The organism is Lysinimonas soli (assembly GCF_042655435.1).
GTDB classification, from domain to species: domain Bacteria; phylum Actinomycetota; class Actinomycetes; order Actinomycetales; family Microbacteriaceae; genus Lysinimonas; species Lysinimonas soli.
Genome location: NZ_JBHSMG010000001.1, coordinates 1,018,530 through 1,036,237 on the forward strand (window position 1 = coordinate 1,018,530; position 17,708 = coordinate 1,036,237).

Here is a 17,708-nt window from a genome sequence, read left to right on the forward strand (position 1 = left end):
AAGCGAGATATCCACGCGGTTGACACACTCGAACATGTGTTCGAAACTGGGGTGATGGCCCCGTCGTCGTCGCTCGCCGCCTCCGTGGCCCTGCGCGTGGAGGCGGAGGCCTTCGGAGTGCCGAGCGACGGGCTGCCGAGCGACGGGGTCACCGAGGGCGACGGCGGGCAGGCGAACCAGGTGGTCCGCGAGTTGCAGGCGCGCATCCGGAGCATGCAGCGCACAACGCTCGACAGCCGGGCGCTGCCGACGCATCCGGCGCTCGCCGAGCTGCTGCCCGGCGGGGCCCTCGCGGCGGGCGGCGTCTACGCGGTCGACAAATCCACAACGCTCGCGCTCGGTCTTCTGCAGGGTCCGAGCGCGGCGGGGGCCTGGTGCGCGGTCGTCGGCGTTCCCGACCTGGGGGTCGAGGCCGCCGCGGGTCTCGGCATCGATCTCGAGCGTCTCGTGCTCGTGCCGCATCCCGGCGAGCAGTGGCTTTCGGTGGTCTCGGCTTTGGTCGACGTGGTCTCGGTAGTGCTCGTCAAACCGCCCGCCGTCGGGGTGGACGGCCGGGTGCGCCTCGGTGAGGCTGCCGCCAGCCGACTCGCCTCGCGGCTGCGACAGCGCGAGGCCGTGCTCGTGAGCCTGGGCGACTGGCCGCACACGGATGCCCGCCTCGCCGTCACCGAGAGCAACTGGGCCGGCATCGGGGCCGGCTTCGGGCGCCTCACGGCCCGGCAGGTCACCGTGAGCTCGGTGTCCCGATCCTGGGCGGGCCGTGCCCGGTCACGTCGTCTCTGGCTGCCCGGCCCGGACGAGCAGCTCGAGACCGTCGCTCCCCGGGCCTCCGAGGTCGCCCCCGCGCTGCGCAGTATCGCGGGCTGACGAGACCGTCAGCCACGAGTGCGACCCGCAAGGCTCGTATCCGGGAGCCGGATCAGGAGATTCGTCGATTCTGGGCATCCTGAAGGTCGGCGATCGGACTTCTTCCTGAATGCGCTCCGGGCTGCGCGAACCCCTGGAGTCCGCGCACATCGGCGCACGAGGGAGGAGTCAACTCACGGACATTCACATCGACAACCGGTTCCCGCGTGCCGGACCCTAAGGTGGGCGACATGGCAGCACGATATGCGTTCACGGCACCCCTCTGGCAGTGGAAAGCACGCCGCGACGAGTGGTTCTTCGTGACCGTGCCCGCCGAGATCTCCGCCGAGATCCGCGATATCGCCGACGGCATGACGGGCGGCTTCAACTCGGTGCGGGTGCGGGTGCGGGTCGGCGATTCGCGCTGGGGCACCTCGATCTTCCCGGGCGAGGGCGGCTACGCGCTGCCCATGAAGAAGTCGGTGCGGACGGCCGAGGGCATCCTCCGCGACGCGCTCGTCGACATCGAACTCGAGCTGGACCTCTAGCGAGCCCTCGCCGGTCAGTCCTCCCCGATGTCCTCGTTCCACAGCTCGGGGTTGGCCGCGATGAAGTCGGTCATGATCCGGATGAGTTCGGGATCGTTGACCGTGGTCACCTCGGTGCCGTTCTCGGCCAGCCAGTCCTGACCTCCGAAGAAGTTCTCGTTCTCGCCGACGATCACCCGCCCGATGTTGAACTGCCGCACCAGACCCGAGCAGTACCAGCACGGCGACAGGGTCGTGGCCATCGTGGTACGGCGGTAGCTCCGCTGCCGCCCGGCGTTGAGGAACGCCGCCGTCTCGCCGTGCAGCGCGGGGTTGCCGCCCTGCACCCGCTGGTTGTGCCCGCTGCCGAGCAGGCGGCCCTCCTCGTCGAACAGGGCGGCACCGATCGGGATGCCGCCCTCGGCGAGGCCCTTCTTGGCCTCCGCCGTGGCGACCGCGAGCTTCTCGGCGTCGGTCAGGTAGCGCGGCTCGGTCACGCCGCGTCGTCCGCCGCGTCGACGCCGACGATCACCTCGGGCTCGTCGGTCAACGGTCCGCCGAGCTCCGGCTTGAAGGCTTGGAACAGGAGGAAGTAGAGCACCCCGGCGAGCACGAAACCGACCAGCGGGGTCAGGTCGCCGATGGGCGAGGCGAAGCCGCCCGTCGCCTGCACGACCAGTCCGAGGTAGAAGCTCTGGTTCGAGAACAACAGCACCGAGAGCACTCCGGCGATGATCAGCGAGATGATGCCGGCCGGGTTGCGGTACTTCGCCTTGTCGGGGATGAACGCCGAGATCGAGGTGCCGCGACGCAGCACGCGGTCGACGAGCACGATCCCGAGCCACGGCGCGATCCAGTAGGCGATCACGAGCAGGAAGTTCTCGTAGTTGGTCGCGATGCTCGAGTTGAGGATCGACACCAGCGCGATGACGAACCCCACGACACCGAAGCCCAGGGCGATGATCGCGCGGCGCAGGCTGAACGGGATCTTGATTCCGGCAGCCAGGAACGACATCGCACCCGAGTAGACGTTCAGGGCGTTGGCGGCGATGGCACCGACGGCGATCGCGACCAGGGTCAGGTCGGCCACCCAGACCGGCATGCTGTGCACGAAGGCATCGGTCGGGGTCGCGTCCTTGGGCGCGAGGATCAGCGCGGAGGCGGCCCCGGCTGCCATCAACACGGTGCAGGAGACGAAGTTGCCGAGTCCCGCGGCCCAGGCGATCTTCGCCGAGCTGGTGCTCCTGGGCAGGTAGCGGCTGTAGTCCGAGGCGTACGGGTTCCATCCCGCCGCATAGCCGAACGCGGCGGCGACGGTGAGAGCGAAGCCGGCGAAGCTGAACCCGCCGCCCTTCACCGCTGTGTTGACATCCGCGTGAAGGAAGATCGCGACGGTCGCGATCAGGAAGATGGCGCCGAGCACGATGCTCGCGTAACGCTCGAAGACCTGGACGAGGTCGTGCCCGACGAAGGCCAGAGCGACCTCGAGCACCACGACGATGATGAGCGCCAGCCACGGCGGCATCCCGGTCAAGGTGGCCAACGCGAAGGCGCCGCTGACCGAGTTGACGGCGAACCAGCCGAGCCCGGCCATGACCGTGTTGATCGCGGCCGGAAGGATGTTGCCGCGGCTGCCGAAGGCGGTGCGGCTCAGCACGAGCTGGGCCAGTCCCTCACGCGGGCCCCAGGTCGACAGCACGCCCTGAGTTGCTGCACCGAGCGCGTTGCCGAGCACGACTGCGGCCAGGCCCTGCCAGAAGCCGAGGCCGAAGACTCCGACGGCGAGGAAGCCGACGAAGACCGTGGCGAACTCGAGGTTCGGGGCGGTCCAGGTGGCGAAGAGCTGCCACGGCGAGCCGTGGCGCTTGGCGGTCGGGATGGCTTCGATGCCCCCCGATTCGACGGAGGTGGGGCGCCCGGGGGCGGTAGCAGTCATGGCGACACTGTAGGGAGTCCGCGGGCCGCCGGGCGCATCGCCACGGTCAGTATTTACACAGGGTTAACACGTGCGCAGAGGGTGCCGGGTTCCGGGCCGGGACACCTCACATCGCGTAGACGAAATCCGACAGCTTCGTCCAGCCCTGAGGCGTGGTCGCGGTGGTCATCGGAAGGTATTTGACCACGGCGCCGTCGGGGAGTTGCGAGGTCACGATCTCGTCGCCGTCTCCGCAGCCGGTGACCCAGCTGCCGGGTTCGGCGGGGATGCCGGTCACGAGGCAGACGGTGCTCGTCCCCTTGAGCGCGAGGAACACGTCGCGCTCATCCCAGCTGCCCTGCAGCCGGGAACTGTCGTCGTCGAGGTCGAGGCGGGTGGCGATCCCGTCGGGCAGCCGGTCGGTGCCGAGCTGCGCCGCGGCCAGGAACGGGGGCGGCGACGCGCTCGGGTCGGGGCTCGCGCTGGGCGTGTTGGGTGCGGCCGCCGACGGGGCGCAGCTGCTGAGGAGCAGCACGGCGGCGAACGCCGTCGCGAGAGCGCTGATCCGGGGCATACCGACAGGCTAGGTCCGCCGTTCGGGGGACGGTAAGCGCTCGTTCGGGTGCCAGGGCTCTCGCGGGGGCCGCGGATCGGTCATTGACACACTCGAACATGTGTTCGAATATGGGATATGGATGCGATCGGTGCCGTGCCACCCCGGCTGCTGGTGCTGTGGGCGCCCGACTGGCCGGTGCTCGCCCATGCCCGGGCGCTGCGACTGTCGGAGGATGCCCCCGTCGCCCTCGTCGACAAGGGTCTCGTCTTCGCCTGCTCGGCATCCGCTCGGGCGGAGGGGGTCGTGCGCGGTCAGCGGATCCGGGAGGCGCAGGCGCTCTGCGTCCGGCTCCACGTGCTGCGCTACGACCCGGCTCTCGACGCGCGGGCCTTCGAGCCCGTGCTGGCCGGGCTCGAGCAGGCGTTGCCGGGGCTGCATCCGCTGCGGCCGGGAACCCTCGCGGTGCGTGCCCGCGGCCCGGCGCGGTACTACGGCGGCGAGCCGGCCGCCGCGCTGACCGTGCTGGGGTCGGTCGCCGAGTTCGGGGTGGAGCGGGCCAGGGTGGGGATCGCCGACGGGCTGTTCGCGGCGGAGCGGGCGGCGCGCGCGCGCTCGGCGTCGCCCGATCAGGAGACACGCCCGACCGTGTCCCCGAATCAGGACGGGGGGCGGCGTGTTCAGCCGGGCATCCTGAATCAGCGACAGGAGCATCGCGTCACGATCGTCCCGCCGGGCTCCACGGCGACCGCCGCGTTCCTCGCACCCCTGCCGATCACCCTGCTGGAGCAGCCGGAGCTGGTGGGTCTGCTCCCCCGGCTCGGCATCCGAACGCTCGGCGAGTTCGCCGCCCTCGACGCGTACGACGTCGTGACCCGCTTCGGCCCGCTGGGGGCACGGTTGCACGCCCTCGCGGGCGGACGGGATCCGAGGCCGGCGACCCCTCGTCAGCCGCCCCGTGACGCCGAGGTCGTGGTCGACTTCGAGCCTCCCCTCGACCGGGTCGACCAGCTCGCCTTCGGGGTGCGGTCCGCCTCCGACGACTTCGTCACCGCGCTGCTGAGCCAGCGGCTGGTCTGCACGGCGCTCCGGATCGAGCTGTTCGGCGACCGGGGCGAGGTGAGCGAGCGGGTGTGGCTGCATCCGCGTTCCTTCACCGCGGCCGAGGTGGTCGATCGGATCAGGTGGCAGCTGTCGGGTGCGCTGCAGCCGGGAGCGGAGTCCAGTTCCGGCCGGCTGGTCTCCCCCGTCACCCGCGTGCGTCTCAGCCCCGAGACCGTCGACCCGGTCGGTGCGCACGAGCGCGGGCTGTGGGGCGGCGGCCCCGACGAGAACGTGCACTCCGGGCTCTCCCGGGTGCAGGGCATGGTCGGACACCGCGGCGTGCTGACCGCGACCGCCTCGGGCGGGCGTACACCGGCCGAGCGGCAGGCGCTCGTGCCGTGGGGGGATCGCCCCCTGGTGGCCCGTGATCCGAAGAAGCCGTGGCCGGGCGCTCTGCCACCCCCGGCGCCGGCGACGGTCTACGAGCTGCCGCGCCCGATCGCGGTGCAGGATGCGCGGGGCCGCCCCGTCGCGGTCGACGAGCGCGGCGAGCTCAGCGCCGCTCCGGCCGCCATCGTCTCGTCGGGCACCGGGGCGCGGGCCCGGCGCACGATCACGGCCTGGGCCGGCCCGTGGCCGCTCGAGCAGCGCTGGTGGGATGCCGCGGCGGCCCGCAGCATGCAGCGCTTCCAGGCGGTCGATGGCGAGGGGGTCGCCTGGCTGCTCGTGCTCGACCACGAGGGCTGGTGGGCGGAGGGACGTTATGACTGAGGCGCCCGCTCTCGGCGGGTCACGCCAGTTCGCGTCGCATGATCCAGCGCACGCGGCCACCGCTGTGCGCGGTGGTCTCGGCGACGCGCTCGAAGCCGGCCCGCTCGAACAGCCGGGTGGTTCCGACATAGCCCGAGATGACATCCACCTTGCCCGGGGAGTCCGACTCGATCGGGTAGCCCTCGATGACCTCGGCACCGTGGGCTCGGGCGTGTTCGACGGCCCCGTCGAGCAGCGCGTGCATGAGTCCCCGACCACGGAATCCGGGGCGCACCACGAAGCACACCGCCACCCAGGCATCGCGTTCGTCGAGGAACGGGATGGTGCGCGAGTTCATCAGGCGTCGATAGCTCGAACGCGGGGCGATCGAGCACCAGCCGGCCGGTGTGCCGTCGACGTAGGCGAGCACCCCCGGCCCCGGCTCACGAGAGCACTCGTCGCGCATGTAGAGCGGGCGCTCCAGATTGTTCAGGCGACTGTCGCGGTAGCTCATGCACCAGCAGCCCCCGCCGCCGGGCTTCTTGACGCCGACCACCTCGAAGAAGCCGTCGTAACGCCCGACCGCGCTGAGCACCTCCACCGTCATGGCGAGAGACTAGACGCCGACACCGACACAGACACCGCCCCCTCGGTCGTCGACGCCGCGGGGAGCGTGAGCTGAGTGGGCTGGAACAATCCGCCGATCCCGTGGTCGGAGTTCGAGCGCGCCCTGAGCGATCGCCGGCGTCCGCGGCAGATGCCGGCCGGTGTGGACGGCGGCGACAGCCCGGCCTGGTCGCTCAAGCGCGGGCCGTACGTCGCGCCGCGCGACATCGTGCGGGATCCGGATGCCCTGCCCTATGCCGAGCTGCACGCGCACTCCAGCTACAGCTTCCTCGACGGGGCCTCCTCCCCCGAGGAGCTGCTCGAAGAGGCGGAGCGACTCGGCCTGCACGCCCTCGCCATCACCGACCACGACGGCTTCTACGGGATCGTGCGCTTCGCCGAGGCGGCCGAGACGGCATCCGTCAAGACCGTGTTCGGCGCGGAGCTGTCGCTCGGCTTGAGCGGACCGCAGAACGGCGAGCCCGACCCCGAGGGCAGCCACCTGCTCGTGCTCGCCCGGCAGGAGGAGGGCTACCACCGGCTCGCCAAGGCGATCACCGAGGCCCAGCTGCGCGGTGGCGAGAAGGGCCGCCCGGTGTATGAGCTCGACGAGCTGGCCGAGCTCGCGGACGGGCACTGGGTGATCCTGACCGGATGCCGCAAGGGCGCCGTGCGCCGATCGCTCGACCACGGCGATCCCGGGGCGGAGCTCGACCGCCTCGTGCGGCTCTTCGGCCGCGACAACGTCTACGTCGAGCTCATCGACCACGGCGATCCGCTCGACGGCGAGCACAACGACGCGCTGGCCGAACTGGCCGCCGCCCGCGCGCTTCCGGTGATCGCGAGCGGCAACGTGCACTACGCGAGTCCGCGGCAGAAGCACCTGGCGACGGCGGTCGCCGCGGTGCGGGCGCAGCGCAGCCTCGACGAGCTCGACGGCTGGCTTCCCGGGGCGGGCACGGCGCATCTGCGCTCGGGGCGTGAGATGCGCGCCCGCTTCGCCCGCTATCCGGGTGCGGTCGAGCGCACCGTCGAGCTGGCCGACGAACTCGCCTTCCCCCTGCGGCGCGCCAAGCCCGCACTGCCCCGGCAGGAGGTTCCCCCCGGTCACACGCCGATGTCGTACCTGCGCGAGTTGGTGTGGAACGCGGTGCCGCGCAAGTATCCCGACCTCGCCGAGGCGGACCGCACGCGCATCGAGGCGGAACTCGCGGTCATCGAGCAGAAGGACTTCCCCGGCTACTTCCTGATCGTGCACGACATCGTGCAGTTCGCGCGCAGCCGCGGCATCCTCTGCCAGGGCCGTGGTTCGGCGGCCAACTCGGCGGTCTGCTTCCTGCTCGACATCACCGCGGTCGACTCGATCTTCTACCGGTTGCCGTTCGAGCGCTTCCTCTCGAGCCTGCGCGACGAGGAGCCCGACATCGATGTCGACTTCGACTCCGACCGGCGCGAGGAGGTCATCCAGTGGGTGTTCGAGAAGTACGGGCGGCGCAACGCGGCGCAGGTGGCCAACGTGATCCAGTACCGGCCGAAGAACGCCGTGCGCGACATGGCGAAGGCGCTCGGGCACAGTCCCGGACGGCAGGATGCCTGGAGCAAGCAGGTGGAGCGCTGGGGCGGGCAGCTGTCGACGGGCGATGACCACGACATCCCGGATGAGGTGGTCACCCTCGCGATGGAGCTGCTGAAGGCGCCGCGACATCTGGGCATCCACTCGGGCGGAATGGTGCTCACCGACCGCCCGGTCGGCGAGGTGGTGCCGATCGAGCACGCCCGCATGGACAAGCGCACCGTCATCCAATGGGACAAGGACGACGCGGCCTGGATGGGGCTGGTCAAGTTCGATCTGCTGGGCCTGGGCATGCTGGCGGCGCTGCAGCACTGCTTCGACCTCATCGCGGCGTCCACCGGCGAGCGGTGGGAGCTCGCGACCATCCCCCGGGAGGAGGCGGCGGTCTACGACATGCTGTGCCGGGCCGACTCGATCGGGGTGTTCCAGGTCGAGAGCCGCGCCCAGATGGGGCTGCTGCCCCGCTTGCAGCCACGGCGGTTCTACGACCTCGTGGTGCAGATCGCCCTGGTGCGGCCCGGTCCGATCCAGGGCGGGGCGGTGCATCCCTTCGTGCGCCGCAAGCTCGGGCAGGAGGAGGTGACGTACCTGCACCCCAAGCTGATCCCGCCGCTGGAGCGCACGCTCGGCATCCCGGTGTTCCAGGAGCAGCTCATGCAGATGGCGATGGCGGTCGGCGAGTGCTCGGGTGAGGATGCCGATCTGCTGCGGCGCGCGATGGGCAGCAAACGGGGGCTGGAGCGGATCGAGTCGCTGCGCGAGAAGCTCTATGCGGGCATGGCCTCGAACGGGCTGGTCGGCGAGGTCGCGGACGACATCTACGGTCGCATCCAGGCCTTCGCCAACTTCGGCTTCGCCGAGAGTCACAGCCTGAGCTTCTCGCTGCTGGTCTACGCGAGCTCGTGGCTCAAGCTGCACTACCCGGGGGTGTTCCTCGCCGGTCTGCTGCGGGCGCAGCCGATGGGCTTCTACTCCCCCGCGACGCTCACCGGGGATGCCCGTCGTCACGGCGTCGAGGTGCGTCGCCCCGATCTGCAGCTCTCGGGGGTCGAGGCGGGGTTGGAACCGATGCGGTCCGACTCGAAGCCCGGCGTGACGGGATCGCACTCCTGCACCGACCGGGTGCAGCCTCCCGTCGGGCCGTTCGACCGCTCCGCGCCCGTGCGCGACGCCGAGCACCGCCGCGACGGCGACTGGGCGGTGCGACTCGGGCTCGCGGGGGTCACCCGGATCGGCACGAAGGTCGCGGAGCGGATCGTGGCCGAGCGCGAGGCGTCCGGCGCGTACCGCTCGATGGAGGATCTGGTGCGCCGCGTCGGGCTCAGCACCGCGCAGCTCGAGTCGCTCGCGACCGCGGGCGCGTTCGACGGTTTCGGGCTGAGCCGCCGTGAGGCGCTCTGGCGGGCGGGGTCGGCGGCCGACGACCGGGAGGAGTTCCTGGCCGGGTCGATCGTCACCGTGCAGCCGCCGCTGTTCGCCGACCCGAGCGCTTTCGAGACGATGGCGGCCGATCTGTGGGCCACCGGCATCTCGACCGACGACCATCCGCTGCGGCACTTCCGGGCGGCCCTCGACGGTCGAGGCGCCCTGTCATCGCACGCCATGCGCACGGCCGAGAGCGGCCGACGCATCGAGGTGGGCGGACTCGTGACCCACCGGCAGCGGCCGGCCACCGCATCCGGGATCACCTTCCTCAATCTCGAAGACGAGTTCGGGCTGGTGAACGTCATCTGCTCGGCCGGGGTCTGGGGTCGCTACCGCCGCATCGTGCGCGAGTCGCCCGCGCTCATCGTGCGCGGCATCCTGGAACGCTCGGCCGAGGGCGTCGTGAACCTGCTGGCGGATCGCTTCGAGCCCCTGCGTGTGCCGGTCGCCCATCGCTCGCGCGACTTCCAATAGCCGCGCCCCGGTCGTCGTCCGGGCTGCGACGCGGCAACGATCGTCAGTGCTCGCCGGCCGCCTCAGCCGCAGCCTCGACCGCCGCCTCGGCCTCGGCGAGCAGAACGCAGTCGCACAATCCCGAGATGGCGGCCTCGAGTTCGTCGAGCGAGGGGAAGCTCGGCGCGATGCGGATGACGGCGTCGTCGGGGTCGTCGCCATAGGGGAAGGCGGCGCCCGCCGGCGTCACGGCGATCCCGGCCGCCTTCGCGAGGTCGACGGCGCGGGTCGCGGTACCGCGAGGAGCAGTCAGCGTCACGAAGTAGCCGCCCAGGGGCTGGGTCCAGCGCGCGTGACCGGTCAGGCGCGACGCCAGGATCTGCTCGACCATGGCGAACTTGGGCGCGAGCAGTTCGCGGTGCTTGCGCATGTGCGCGCGGACGCCGTCCGCCGACTGCAGGAAGCGCGCATGCCGCAGCTGGTTGACCTTGTCGGGGCCGATCGTCTGCACCGCGGCGTGGGTGCGGTACCAGGCGATGTTGGCGGTCGAGGCGCCGAAGAACGAGACCCCGGCGCCGGCGAAGGTCACCTTCGAGGTCGAGGCGAAGACGAGCGGGCGGTCGGGATGGCCGGCGGCCGCCGCGAGGCCGAGCACATCGAGCGCGCCTGGCTCGTCATCGCTGAGGTGGTGCACGGCGTAGGCGTTGTCCCAGAAGATGCGGAAGTCGGGCGCGGCGGCCGGCAGCGACATCAGCTGCTCGGCCTCCTCGAGCGTCACCGTGGCACCGGTCGGGTTGGCGTACATCGGAACCAGCCACATGCCGCGCACGTCCGGGTCCTGGAGGTGCGTCGCGATCGCGGCGAGATCCAGTGAGCCGTCGGGCAGATACGGCACCCGGATGTTGCGGATCCCGAGCGCCTCCGTGATGGCGAAGTGCCGGTCGTACCCGGGCGAGGGGCAGATGAACGCGATCTGCTCGTTGTGCCAGGGCACCGTGTTGCCCGGAACACCGTGCAGCAACGCGTGCACGACCACGTCGTGCATCACGGCGAGGCTCGCGTTGCCGAGCGCGAGCAGCTGCGGCACCGGGATTCCGAGCAGCTCGCTGTAGATCGTCCGCAGCTCGACGAGTCCGTCGGTGCCGCCGTAGTTGCGGGTGTCGACGCCGTCCGCGCTCGTGAACGAGCCGGAGAGGTCGAGGTCGAGAAGCGCCGCCGAGAGATCCAGCTGCTCGGGCGATGGCTTGCCGCGCGTGAGATCCAGGCTCAGGTTCTTGGCTTTGAGGGCGAGGTATGCGGCCTTCGACTCCTCGAGCGGGACGGAGACGGGAGCGGATGCGGTGCTTCTTGCCATGGCCTCAACGCTAGCCGTTCAATCGGCGAGGCGGCCCCGTAACCAGTCGATTCTCGACTGCAACTGGGCGACGGTCGCCTTGGCGACCTCGGGACCTCCGCACGCGCGCCGAACCTCGGCGTGCACGAGCGCGTGGCTCTGCCCCGACGCCCGCGCGCGGATCGACACGAGGCTGTTGAGCAGCTTCCGCTGCTCCGCGAGGGTGCGATGCAGCGGGGCGGGTTCCGGGTCCGGCTCCTCCCCCGCGTCGATCGCGGCCTGCCGGCGCTCGCCGGCGTGTCGCGCCTGCCGGCGCTGGCGGGCCTTCAGCAGCTCGCTCACCTGATCCGGTTCGAGGATGCCCGGCAACCCGATGAAGTCCCACTCCTCGGCGCTGCCCGGCTCGGCCAGGGAGCCGAACTCCTCCCCGTCGAAGAGCACCTTCTCGAAGGTCGCCACGGAACCGAGCGCCTGCCACTCGAACTCGTCCAGCAGTTCGGCCGAGGCCGAGTCCCCCTGCTCGGCCCGCTCCATCGCCTCGTCGTCGAGCAGCTGATCGTCGGGGGTCTCGCGGTCGAGCGCGTGGTCGCGTTCGCGTTCCATCTCGGAGGCGAGGCCGAGCAGGATTGGCACGCTCGGCACGAAGATCGACGCGAGCTCGCCGCGCCGGCGGGCGCGCACGAAGCGTCCGATCGCCTGGGCGAAGAACAGCGGCGTCGCGGCGCTCGTGGCGTAGACGCCGACCGAGAGGCGGGGAACGTCGACGCCCTCCGACACCATCCGGACCGCGACCATCCAGCGCTGGGTCCCCTCGGCGAAGGTCTGGATGCGGTCGCTCGCCTCCTTCTCGTCGCTCAAGACGATCGTCGGCTCGTGTCCCGTCAGCCCGGTCAGGATCGCGGCGTACGCCCGCGCGGTCGCCTGATCGGTCGCGATGACGAGCCCGCCCGCATCGGGAACGGACTGGCGCACCTCGCTGAGGCGACGATCGGCGGCGGCGAGCACCGCGGTCATCCAGTCGCCGCCCGGATCGAGGGCGGCCCGCCAGGCCTGGGCGGTGACGTCGTTCGTGTCGGGCTGGCCGAGGCTGGCCTCGAACTCCTCGCCCTGGCGTGTGCGCCACCGCATCGACCCGGCGTAGGAGAGGAAGATCACGGGGCGCACGACGCCGTCGCGCAGGGCGCGGCCGTAGCCGTAGGCGTAGTCGGTCTGCGAGAGCCGAATGCCCTTCTCGTTGCGCAGGTACTGCACGAACGGGATGGGCGCGGTGTCGCTGCGGAACGGGGTGCCCGTGAGGGACAGCCGCCGGGTGGCGCCTCCGAACGCCTCGCGGATCGCGTCGCCCCAGCTCAGGGCATCACCGCCGTGATGCACCTCGTCGAGGATGACGAGGGTGCGCTTCGAGTCGGTGAGCTCACGATGCAGGCTCGCGCGCACCGCGACCTGGGCATAGGTCACGACCACCCCGTGGAACTGCCGCGACTCCCGCCCGTGCCGGTTGCTGAACTTCGGATCGAGCCGGATTCCCGCGCGATGCGCCGCATCCGCCCATTGCGTCTTGAGGTGCTCGGTCGGTGCCACGACGGTGACCCGGTCGACGACGCGGCGCTTGAGCAGCTCGCTCGCGAGGCGCAGCGCGAACGTCGTCTTGCCGGCGCCCGGCGTCGCCGACACCAGGAAGTCGCGGTGCTCGCCCTCGAAATAGCGGTCGAGCGCCTCCTGCTGCCAGGTGCGCAGCTTGTCGGCCGTGCCGCGCGGCGCGCGCTCCGGGAATGCCGGAGGGAGGTGCTCGGCGGCGGCGGTCGCGCGGAAGGCGCGCGCTCGCTCAGAGAGGAGATCATCGCTGATCTCCTCTGCGGCGCCGGCGCTGATGGCCGTCCCGGCCGTCAGGTCACTCGAGTGCGTCACTTGATCCACCGTAACCGAGTGGACCGACGGCGCTCACCGAGAAGCTAGTCGTCCCCACCCGAGATGCGGCGGCGTTGGGCCTGCCCGAGCAGGGCGGCCGGGCGCACGACGCCGGCGCCGAAGCGCGACCCGATCGCGTCGACGGTGCCTTCGACCTCACGCCACTGCTCGTCGTCGTCCCACAGGCCGAGGCTCGCGACGGCGCCGACGAGGCCCTCCCCCCGAACGCCGATGAGGCGCACGGCTCGACCGTTCTGCGCGGCGGCATCGTAGAGCGAGCGCGCCTCCTGGTAGATGCGCTTGCCCAGGTCGGTCGGCTCTCCCAGGGTGCGGGAACGGCTGATCGTCGTGAAGTCCTCGAAGCGCAGCTTGAGGGCCACCGTGCGGGCCTGGACTCCGGCCCGGCGCAGTCGAGCGCCGACCGCGTCCGAGAGGCGGAGCAGCTCGCGGTGCAGGGTCACGGCATCCGTGACGTCGGTCTCGAAGGTCGTCTCGTGGCCGATGCTCTTCTCGTCGCGCCCCAACTCGATGACCCGCGGATCGCGGCCCCAGGCCAACTCGTGCAGCCGGGTCGCCGTGGCGGGGCCGACGGCGCGGGTGAGCGCGTCGAGCGGCACCTCGGCGACGTCTCCGATCGTGCGCAGGCCGAGCCGGGTCAGCTGCTCCTCGGACTTGCCGCCGACTCCCCAGAGCGCGGTCACGGGCTGCGGATGCAGGAACGCGATCGTCTCGGTCGCCGGGACGACGAGCAGTCCGTCGGGCTTCGCCCGGCTCGAGGCGAGCTTGGCGACGAACTTGGTGGATGCGGCGCCCACCGAGCAGTGCAGCCCGGTCTGGGCGAACACCCGCTCGCGCAGCCGCGTGCCGATCTGCCACGGGGTGCCGAGGAGGCGCAGGGCCCCCGCGATGTCGAGGAAGGCCTCGTCGATGCTGAGCGGTTCGACCATCGGGGTGATCTCGCCGAGCAGCGTCATCACCCGCTTCGAGTAGTGCGCGTAGCGCTCGAAGTGCGGCTCGAGCACGATGGCCTGTGGGCACCGGCGCAGGGCGACCGCCATCGGCATCGCGGAGTTGACCCCGTACTTGCGCGCCTCGTAGGTCGCCGCCGTCACGACGGAACGCGACGATCGGTGCCCGACGATCACGGGTTTGCCCGCGAGTTCCGGCCGTTCGAGCAGCTCGACGGAGGCGTAGAAGGCGTCCATGTCGACGTGCAGGATCGTCGCGCTCGTGTCGGCGAGCGGCTCGGCGGTGACGTGGCGACCGCTGCCGTCCTGCTTGCTCATCGCCTCATCCTGTCACCGACGGATGACTCCGGCCGGGTCGCACCCGGCCCCTGCCGCCCGGGCGCCGGGTCGGGTCGCGTGCGACCCCGCGTGCCGGCCGGGCGTCACGTCGAGATCCCACGAATCGTCGGTATGGACACGTCAGAACGACCGATTCTGGCATCTCGGCGATCGGGCGCGCGCCCCGGCCTCGCGACGGTCAGGCGCGCCGGCGGAACAGCGCGTTGAAGACGAGCGTCACGATGAGGGCGCCGGCGATGGCCGCGATCCAGGCGGCGAGTGAGAAGAAGCTGGCATAGGCGTCGGCGACGAAGAAGCCGGCGATCCAGCCTCCGAGCATCGCTCCGACGATGCCGAGGATGATCGTGAGGAGCCAGCCGCCCCGCTGCTTGCCCGGAAGGATCAGCTTGGCGATGATGCCGGCGATGATGCCGAGGATCAGGAACGAGAAAAAGCCCATGAGGAGCCTCACTTCGGTGTGATCTGCATCCCGGCGTTCGGGACGCCCCCAGTAAAGCAGCCCGATTCACGGCCGGCAGGCTCCCGAGCGGTGGTTCGACCTTTGCTGCAGACTGGTGGCATGGCCGCTCAGCATCCGTGGTCGCGTTACGTGGCGATCGGCGATTCCTTCACCGAGGGCATCGGCGACCCCGAGCCGCGCTCCCCCGGCGGACACCGCGGCTGGGCCGATCGGGTCGCCGAGGTGCTCAGCGACCAGACCGACGATTTCGCCTACGCGAACCTCGCGATCCGGGGTCGGCTGCTCGAGCAGATCCTCGACGAGCAGCTGGAGCCGGCGATGGAGCTGCGCCCCGATCTGGTGACGATCTCGGCCGGCGGCAACGACATCCTGCGCCCGGGAACGGACCCGGATGACGTGGCCGCGCGATTCGAACGTGGCCTGATGCGCCTGACCAGCGAGGGCGCGACCGTCGTGATGTTCAACGGACCCGACATCGGCCGTACGCCGGTGCTGGGCCGCATCCGGGGCAAGGTCGCGATCTACAACGAGAATCTGCGGGCGCTCGCGCAGAAGTACGACGCCGTGGTGGCCGACATGTGGGCGCTGCGCGAGCTGTCCGATCCGCGCATGTGGGCCCCCGATCGCCTGCACTTCTCGCCGATCGGGCATCACACGATCGCCCGGATGGTGCTGGGCGCCCTCAACGTCGAGAACGACCTCGAGCCGTTCAAGCCGGAGCCGCTTCCCCCGGTCTCGTGGCGGCAGGCTCGCCGGGACGACATCGGGTGGGCCCGCGAGCACTTCGCTCCGTGGATTTTGCGTCGGCTGCGCCACCAGTCGTCGGGGGACGGCGTGACCGCGAAACGCCCGACCGCCGGTGGCGTGCGCGACGACCGCTAGTGGGTGCGGGTCACGGGCTGCCGAGGATGAGGCCCGGATGACTCAGCCGCCAGCCCGGCCCGGGATCGGTCAGCGCCTCTGCGAGCCCGATCGGCACGGTGACCGTTCGCGGACCGGCGGTGAACACCGCGGAGCCGACATCGTCGCCCGCCTTGCCCGTCGTCACCGGTTTGGCCGAGATCCGGGAGGTGACCGGCGTGTCGCTCCAGACCACGAGGCGTGCCGACCTCTCGGCCACCGCGTCGACCTTCTGGCCCCAGTCGGTCGAATAGCTCGCGAGCTTCTGGCCCTTGGTCGCGACCGTCACCTCGTGGAATCCGGCCTTGACCGCCGTCAGCAGGCTCTTGATGTCGCCGTCGAGCTGCCGGTGGTTCGCGCCTCCCAGTACGACTCCCACGACGGTGACCTTCGACGACCCGACCGGGTAGTCGGCGGCGAACAGCAGGTTCGACCCGAAGGTGTTGAGGGTACCGGTCTTGATCCCGTCGACGCCCAGGGTGCCGAGCAGATCGTTGGTGTTGGTGATCGCTCCGACGTCGTGGATCGTGACGGACTTGGTGGCCACGATCGCGGCGACCACCGGGTTGGCCAGGGCGAGCCTGCCGAGCTGCACGAGGTCGCTCGTGCCGGCGACGTTCGCCGGGTCGATCCCGGTGGGGTCGGCGATCGTGATGCTGTTCAGCTTCTGCGACGCCAGCCAGGTCTTCGCCGCCGTGACATAGGCCTGTTCCGAGCCGAAGGCCCAGATCGCGAGGCTCGCCGCGTAGTTGTTGGCCGAGCGCACGAGGGCGAGCTGCATCAGCTCGTGTTCCGTGAAGACGAGTCCCGCGCGCACGGGGGCGACCTCGCCGTCCAGCGAGACGTAATGGTGGTAGAGGTCGACATCGGCCGCTGACATCGTCACCTTCGGGCCCTCGTCGCCGACCGAGAGCGGCTTGGCCTGCAGCACAACGAGGGTCGTGATGATCTTCGTGATGCTCGCCATCGGCATCGGCGCGCTCGATCCGCCGCGGGCCAGCACCCCGTCGTAGCCGACCGCGCCGATCGCGCTTCCCCCGTAGCCGGGCCAGTCGAGCTTCGCCGCGGCTTCGGGCAGCACCGCGTGCGAGCCGACGACCGCGTCGGCCGCCTGCAGCGGCGCGAGCAGGGTCATCGGCAGGTAGAACGCCACGCCGAGGGCGATCGCGATCGATCCGAAAACGGTGATGCGACGACGGTGGTAGATCTGTCGGCGGGTCAGCGTCACCCATCGAGGATACGGGGACCCTGCTGGGAAGCCCCCGGACCGCGCGGCGGGTCGGGCGGGGCGGCGGGCGGCTTAGGGGGTGGGGCGCAGCGCCCAGAGGGCGACGGCGGAGGCGGCGGCGACGTTGAGCGAATCGACACCGCGCGACATGGGGATCGTGACCACGAGATCGGATCCGGCCAGCGCGCCGTGCGAGAGCCCGTCTCCCTCCGTGCCGAGCAGCAACGCGAGACGCTCGGGCGGATCCGCGGCGAAGGCGTCGAGAGCGATCGCGGTCTCGTCGAGGGCGAGCGCCGCGATCGCGAAACCCGCGTCGTGCAGTTGGGACGCGCCATCCGGCCAGTCCGCGAGCCGGGTCCACGGCACCTGGAGCACCGTTCCCATGCTCACCCGCACCGAGCGGCGGTACAGCGGGTCCGCGCAGCGCGGGGTGACGAGCACGGCGTCGGCCCCGAGCCCCGCGACGGCGCGGAAGATCGCCCCGACGTTGGTGTGATCGACGATGTCTTCGAGCACCACCACGCGCCGCGCGCCGTGCAGGAGTTCCGCCACGGAGGGCAGCGTCGGCCGATGCATCGATGCCAGCGCCCCACGATGCATGTCGAACCCGGTGATCCTTTTCAGCACGGCGGGCTCGGCCTGGAACACCGGGATGTCGTACTCCGCGAGCAGGGGCGCCAGCTCGTCGAGCCACTTGGCCTGCAGCAGCACCGAGCGCGGACGGTGCCCGGCGGCCAGGGCACGGGTGATGACCTTGGTCGACTCGGCGAGGTAGAGCCCGCCCGCGGGTTCCGACAGCCGGCGCAGCACGACATCGGTCAGCGACACGTAGTCGCGCAGCGCGGGATCCGCCGGGTCGTCGATGGGCACGATGTGCATT

15 protein-coding genes are annotated in these 17,708 nt (G+C 71.0%); 5 read left to right on the forward strand and 10 right to left on the reverse strand.

The features are described 5' to 3' along the window. Window positions 1-54: 54 nt before the first annotated feature. A complete protein-coding gene (locus tag ACFPJ4_RS04880) occupies window positions 55-867 on the forward strand; it encodes a hypothetical protein (protein WP_386739157.1) in 813 nt (270 codons plus the stop codon). Window positions 868-1,097: 230 nt separating this feature from the next. Then, window positions 1,098-1,394 carry a DUF1905 domain-containing protein gene (locus ACFPJ4_RS04885; protein WP_386739158.1) on the forward strand — a complete coding sequence of 99 codons (297 nt, stop codon included), beginning with the start codon at window positions 1,098-1,100 and terminating at the stop codon, window positions 1,392-1,394. Between the two features lie 14 nt (window positions 1,395-1,408). On the opposite strand, the gene ACFPJ4_RS04890 is transcribed toward ACFPJ4_RS04885, so the two are convergent. The 3 genes from ACFPJ4_RS04890 to ACFPJ4_RS04900 all read right to left on the reverse strand — a co-directional run bounded on the left by ACFPJ4_RS04890 (window position 1,409) and on the right by ACFPJ4_RS04900 (window position 3,862). Continuing rightward, window positions 1,409-1,870, reverse strand: coding sequence for a nucleoside deaminase (locus tag ACFPJ4_RS04890; protein WP_386739159.1), 462 nt, complete (start codon window positions 1,868-1,870; stop codon window positions 1,409-1,411). Then, entirely contained in the window at window positions 1,867-3,309 is a 1,443-nt protein-coding gene (locus ACFPJ4_RS04895; RefSeq protein ID WP_386739160.1) for a purine-cytosine permease family protein, read from the reverse strand. The genes ACFPJ4_RS04890 and ACFPJ4_RS04895 overlap by 4 nt, the downstream gene beginning before the upstream one ends. Window positions 3,310-3,415: 106 nt before the next feature. Beyond that, window positions 3,416-3,862, reverse strand: coding sequence for a hypothetical protein (locus ACFPJ4_RS04900; protein WP_386739161.1), 447 nt, complete (start codon window positions 3,860-3,862; stop codon window positions 3,416-3,418). Between the two features lie 117 nt (window positions 3,863-3,979). Here ACFPJ4_RS04900 and ACFPJ4_RS04905 point away from each other — a divergent pair, with 117 nt between their 5' ends. Continuing rightward, a complete protein-coding gene (locus ACFPJ4_RS04905) occupies window positions 3,980-5,656 on the forward strand; it encodes a DNA polymerase Y family protein (protein ID WP_386739162.1) in 1,677 nt (558 codons plus the stop codon). A gap of 19 nt (window positions 5,657-5,675) precedes the next feature. Here the strand turns inward: ACFPJ4_RS04905 and ACFPJ4_RS04910 are convergent, their stop codons facing one another. Continuing rightward, the gene (locus ACFPJ4_RS04910; RefSeq protein WP_386739163.1) at window positions 5,676-6,242 is read right to left on the reverse strand and encodes a GNAT family N-acetyltransferase; all 567 of its coding nucleotides are present in this window, start codon (window positions 6,240-6,242) and stop codon (window positions 5,676-5,678) included. 75 nt (window positions 6,243-6,317) lie between these two features. Here ACFPJ4_RS04910 and ACFPJ4_RS04915 point away from each other — a divergent pair, with 75 nt between their 5' ends. Then, entirely contained in the window at window positions 6,318-9,713 is a 3,396-nt protein-coding gene (locus tag ACFPJ4_RS04915; protein ID WP_386739164.1) for an error-prone DNA polymerase, read from the forward strand. A 43-nt stretch (window positions 9,714-9,756) separates the two neighbouring features. Here the strand turns inward: ACFPJ4_RS04915 and ACFPJ4_RS04920 are convergent, their stop codons facing one another. The 4 genes from ACFPJ4_RS04920 to ACFPJ4_RS04935 form a co-directional block, all read right to left on the reverse strand. Further along, window positions 9,757-11,046 carry an aspartate aminotransferase type Ic gene (locus ACFPJ4_RS04920; RefSeq protein WP_386739165.1) on the reverse strand — a complete coding sequence of 430 codons (1,290 nt, stop codon included), beginning with the start codon at window positions 11,044-11,046 and terminating at the stop codon, window positions 9,757-9,759. An 18-nt stretch (window positions 11,047-11,064) separates the two neighbouring features. Further along, entirely contained in the window at window positions 11,065-12,873 is a 1,809-nt protein-coding gene (locus ACFPJ4_RS04925; protein ID WP_386739778.1) for a DEAD/DEAH box helicase, read from the reverse strand. Window positions 12,874-12,977: 104 nt separating this feature from the next. Further along, the gene (dinB, locus tag ACFPJ4_RS04930; RefSeq protein ID WP_386739166.1) at window positions 12,978-14,219 is read right to left on the reverse strand and encodes a DNA polymerase IV; all 1,242 of its coding nucleotides are present in this window, start codon (window positions 14,217-14,219) and stop codon (window positions 12,978-12,980) included. 199 nt (window positions 14,220-14,418) lie between these two features. Further along, window positions 14,419-14,679, reverse strand: coding sequence for a GlsB/YeaQ/YmgE family stress response membrane protein (locus ACFPJ4_RS04935; protein WP_386739167.1), 261 nt, complete (start codon window positions 14,677-14,679; stop codon window positions 14,419-14,421). A gap of 120 nt (window positions 14,680-14,799) precedes the next feature. Between ACFPJ4_RS04935 and ACFPJ4_RS04940 the strand changes: the two genes are divergently transcribed. After that, window positions 14,800-15,582, forward strand: a complete 783-nt coding sequence (locus tag ACFPJ4_RS04940) for an SGNH/GDSL hydrolase family protein (RefSeq protein WP_386739168.1) — start codon at window positions 14,800-14,802, stop codon at window positions 15,580-15,582. Window positions 15,583-15,592: 10 nt separating this feature from the next. Here ACFPJ4_RS04940 and ACFPJ4_RS04945 read toward each other — a convergent pair whose 3' ends face one another. Together ACFPJ4_RS04945 and ACFPJ4_RS04950 are read right to left on the reverse strand one after the other, a co-directional pair. After that, window positions 15,593-16,828, reverse strand: a complete 1,236-nt coding sequence (locus ACFPJ4_RS04945; protein ID WP_386739169.1) for a D-alanyl-D-alanine carboxypeptidase family protein — start codon at window positions 16,826-16,828, stop codon at window positions 15,593-15,595. A gap of 72 nt (window positions 16,829-16,900) precedes the next feature. Then, complete coding sequence (locus tag ACFPJ4_RS04950; RefSeq protein ID WP_386739170.1) at window positions 16,901-17,707, reverse strand: TrmH family RNA methyltransferase; 807 nt, start codon at window positions 17,705-17,707, stop codon at window positions 16,901-16,903. Window position 17,708: the final 1 nt, after the last annotated feature.

Coding starts and splice junctions, on each gene's coding strand:
- ACFPJ4_RS04880 (WP_386739157.1), top strand. CDS start 55: ATGGCCCCGTCGTCGTCGCTCGCCGCCTCCGTGGCCCTGCGCGTGGAG.
- ACFPJ4_RS04885 (WP_386739158.1), top strand. CDS start 1,098: ATGGCAGCACGATATGCGTTCACGGCACCCCTCTGGCAGTGGAAAGCA.
- ACFPJ4_RS04895 (WP_386739160.1), bottom strand. CDS start 3,309: ATGACTGCTACCGCCCCCGGGCGCCCCACCTCCGTCGAATCGGGGGGC.
- ACFPJ4_RS04900 (WP_386739161.1), bottom strand. CDS start 3,862: ATGCCCCGGATCAGCGCTCTCGCGACGGCGTTCGCCGCCGTGCTGCTC.
- ACFPJ4_RS04905 (WP_386739162.1), top strand. CDS start 3,980: ATGGATGCGATCGGTGCCGTGCCACCCCGGCTGCTGGTGCTGTGGGCG.
- ACFPJ4_RS04910 (WP_386739163.1), bottom strand. CDS start 6,242: ATGACGGTGGAGGTGCTCAGCGCGGTCGGGCGTTACGACGGCTTCTTC.
- ACFPJ4_RS04920 (WP_386739165.1), bottom strand. CDS start 11,046: ATGGCAAGAAGCACCGCATCCGCTCCCGTCTCCGTCCCGCTCGAGGAG.
- dinB (WP_386739166.1), bottom strand. CDS start 14,219: ATGAGCAAGCAGGACGGCAGCGGTCGCCACGTCACCGCCGAGCCGCTC.
- ACFPJ4_RS04935 (WP_386739167.1), bottom strand. CDS start 14,679: ATGGGCTTTTTCTCGTTCCTGATCCTCGGCATCATCGCCGGCATCATC.
- ACFPJ4_RS04940 (WP_386739168.1), top strand. CDS start 14,800: ATGGCCGCTCAGCATCCGTGGTCGCGTTACGTGGCGATCGGCGATTCC.
- ACFPJ4_RS04950 (WP_386739170.1), bottom strand. CDS start 17,707: ATGCACATCGTGCCCATCGACGACCCGGCGGATCCCGCGCTGCGCGAC.